Origin of the sequence: Nostoc sp. FACHB-888 (assembly GCF_014696655.1) — a bacterium.
In the GTDB taxonomy this organism is placed as follows: Bacteria; Cyanobacteriota; Cyanobacteriia; order Cyanobacteriales; family Nostocaceae; genus Nostoc.
Window position 1 is genome coordinate 1 of the sequence record NZ_JACJQM010000328.1, and the last position, 3196, is coordinate 3196.

A 3196-nucleotide genomic window follows, 5' to 3' on the forward strand; every position below is an offset into this window, starting at 1 on the left:
TTTGGCAAGCTTTGGCAAATATATCAGGATTTAAAAAATGGCAAGCTAACAGATTTGCCAGGACAAACCGTTCCTACTGGTGATTTGACAGTTCTTGTAGGTTATGGTGCAAATGTCTTCAAACTTCCGGATATTCAACACCAATTACCCAGTCAGATTAAAGATTTTGGTGCTTTTCGCTCACCTTTACCAACTGGAGGCGGTCCGCTACTGATTGGTTCGGGTCTGCGGTATGCGGATGATGTGAAAACTAATCCTGCTACTGAGGAAATTGCGGTGCAATTTATTGCAGAAACGCAACTGGCGGTCAATCGTGCGGTTGTGGAGACGTGGAAAGCGTTGCAAGACATGAGTGACCAAGCTACAGGTTTGGCTCCGTTACTTTTGACTGCCTTTTACAACGGGTTTGGGCGCGATGATGGGCGTAGCTGGATTGATTTTCATGACGGCATTTCTAACATGAAAAGCTCGGAACGCGAAGGTGCGATTACAATCAAATCCCGTCCGTTTGAGGAGCAATGGATTGAAGGCGGCACTTATTTGGCGTTTCTGAGGCTTGCAGTTGACTTGACGGCTTGGCGAAAGCTTAATCGTCAACAACAAGAGCTATTGGTAGGTAGGGATAAATTAACTGGTTGTCCTTTGGTATCCCTTGATAGTGCAGGTAATCCAGTGATAAAAACAGGCTGCCCAGTCACGGGAAGGATGGATATTTCAAGCCCTGGCAACGAAGCTTTCTTTGAACCTGACAGCGTGAATGAAACCATACTACAGCAAAGTCATGTCCAAAGGGCAAACCATCACCTCACACCAGTAAGCGATCGCAATTCACTCCGCATTTTCCGGCAAGGCTACGAGTTCCTCGAATCCCTCGATAGCGCTCCTGGCTTTCGCCCAGGGTTGAACTTTGTCAGTTTTCAAGATACCCCGGAACGGTTGCTCAGAATGCTCACACAACAGAATTGGCTTGGTGGTACAAATTTTGGTGGCGACCCCAAGAACCAACTCCCTGGTATGGATAGGTTCTTAAGCTTACGTGCGGCTGCGATTTTTTTTGTCCCACCTGTTGTCGAGGACGAGCTATTTCCTGGCGCAAGCATTTTCATTTAAGGCGTCAAACGACCAGTTCAGGCCGCACATACTCATTTGACCCCGTATCAGAGGCTGGCCCCCAACCAAGATCAACAGGTTTTGAAAGCATAACATGAGCCTATGTTCTGTTTTGTAACCCTAACGTGAGCAAACATATTCATGCCCAGCACTTTGCTTAGGTATAGCTGCTATGAAAACCGAAATCGAGCAACAGAGCTACTTTCTGTTTAAGTTCACTGTCTCTACTTTTGTAAGCATAAATTCAGCAACCCGCTTTGAAAGCGTCATCCCTCAAGGATGTTGCTGGTCATAATTGGAGAGCTTTTCACCCAGACATTATGGTTGTGATAAAAATCACCACGCTGTTCTAATGTAAACCCACCCAGCAATAATCCCAACCATACTTCTACCATCGGCATTTGCAACACACGTTGCAGTTTAACTAAAGAAATCTCATCTTTGACATTAATCAGGTAGTTAGCGATTGCGCTCTGCCATTTTTCCACATCCTCATCTGATGCCAGATTCCGGACATCTTCTAAAGTTGTCACCTGATCGAGCATTGCCAAAACATTCGCTTTCTCAACGGGTGCCGCTACAGAATCACCCTCTTCAGTAAAATGTGAAAATTGGTGTGGGCCGTGTGGTTTAAAGGTTTGTGGTGTTTCCGGTTCAATCAAATCATCTAAATCTAAGTGCATTGTTGTCCGCACTAGACCAGCAAAGAGATCGGTGCTAACAATTGGCCCCTTTGGGCTATTGAGATCGCGGGTATCTTGCAACAGCACTTCGGCACGAGACTTGAGAATATCCGCAATTTGACTGAAGGCAAGCGCTGCGGTTAATAACTGTGCCTCCAAGGGTAAATTTTCTAGCTCCGCATCTAAACATTCCCACATCGGTACAAGTGAGGATGTTGCTGGAGATTCAGACAACTCATCAAGCACATCCCAGATTGTTAATTGGTGGTATGTGGTCATTGCTACAATTCAGGATTTAATGGGCAGGGTCGCACTGGGCAGTAGCTTGAGCTAATCTCAAACATATCCTTATATTGATATAGTGAAACACTGTATTGTTTTGCAAAAGCCTGCAATACCTGATCTGTATAGGCGCGGATTTTGCCAGCCGTTAGCCCAAAGCAGGAATTGGTTCCAGACGACAAATAGGCTTTTGCCCCAGCCAGAGTTCTGCCGACATAGCATGTAATCAGTATTGTTGCAAACAACGTCATCATTACCTTAACTCCGGGCTTGCCTAAATCGCCCATTTTTTCCAGTAGACTTTGTACAATTTCCATATAGCTATCGTAAGGAGTGCAAGTTTTTTCTAATCAGCACCCTAATGGATCGATAGCTTTCTTGTCTAATGGCTCAACTTCAAACTGTCCGGAGTATTGCCAGTAGGAAGCTGTATGTATATAAAAATACCCCGGACAGTCCAGGGCAGAAAATGCGAGATAGAATAGCACGCGCATTAAGAGGAATAGAGCGGACGGCTATCAATTTACTGAACCCTTTTGCCTATGGGAAGTCAGAGGCTTTAGTTCCTGAAAAATTAAAATCAACTCCACTAGCAGAAGCGCCGTTTTGTGTGTTCCACACTTTAAATTCTCCTCCTATCCGTAGGCCGTTTATAGAAATCCAGCCTTCATAAAATTGAAATGGAGCGCTCGTAACTGCAGTACCGGCCCTGCGTATAAAAACAAGACGACGCACGGAAGGGACATAGAAGCCTTCAATTGCTTGTCCATAAATTGTGCCAGAGATAGAACCATTGCCAGATTGTGTAATACGGAGAACACCGGGAGAAGCATTTCCTTGTATGTCCCACCGACCTGTAATGTTACCTGGGGTAGCAGATTGTGAAAGGACTGCACCCGGCGATAGTATTGTTATGCCACCCAGCATTATGCCTGCTGTCAAAGCTGCTCTCGTTTTAAGACTTGCTTTCATCAACTTTCCTCCTGTATTTTCTTTCCAATCAAGTCAGTCTTGTACAAAGAAGCTACGGACTTATTTTGGATGCAGTCCCAGTTCTAGTAACTGCGAAGAGTAGTTAAAGAAGTCGGAAGTCGGAAGTACAGTTTTGTAACGGGGATTTA

At 45.1% G+C, this 3196-nt stretch carries 3 protein-coding genes and 1 pseudogene; 1 reads left to right on the top strand and 3 read right to left on the bottom strand.

The genetic code is table 11. From position 1 onward, the window contains the following. Nucleotides 1–1110: Dyp-type peroxidase domain-containing protein (locus H6G26_RS40155; protein WP_190737537.1), on the top strand; the 1110-nt coding region annotated here is incomplete at its 5' end. 266 nt (nt 1111–1376) lie between these two features. Here the strand turns inward: H6G26_RS40155 and H6G26_RS40160 are convergent. The 3 genes and pseudogenes from H6G26_RS40160 to H6G26_RS40170 form a co-directional block, all read right to left on the bottom strand. Next, nucleotides 1377–2072: a hypothetical protein gene (locus tag H6G26_RS40160; protein WP_190737539.1), complete on the bottom strand. Its 696-nt coding sequence runs from the start codon at nt 2070–2072 to the stop codon at nt 1377–1379. Between the two features lie 2 nt (nt 2073–2074). Beyond that, nucleotides 2075–2301: pseudogene (locus H6G26_RS40165) on the bottom strand (hypothetical protein); the annotation flags it as partial. A gap of 314 nt (nt 2302–2615) precedes the next feature. Next, nucleotides 2616–3047 (bottom strand): hypothetical protein, encoded by a 432-nt coding sequence (locus H6G26_RS40170; protein ID WP_190737541.1) that lies wholly within the window; start codon nt 3045–3047, stop codon nt 2616–2618. Nucleotides 3048–3196 lie beyond the last annotated feature (149 nt).

Bases quoted from the DNA above. Each gene is read 5' to 3' on its own strand.
- H6G26_RS40170 (WP_190737541.1), bottom strand. From the start codon at position 3,047: ATGAAAGCAAGTCTTAAAACGAGAGCAGCTTTGACAGCAGGCATAATG.
- H6G26_RS40160 (WP_190737539.1), bottom strand. From the start codon at position 2,072: ATGACCACATACCACCAATTAACAATCTGGGATGTGCTTGATGAGTTG.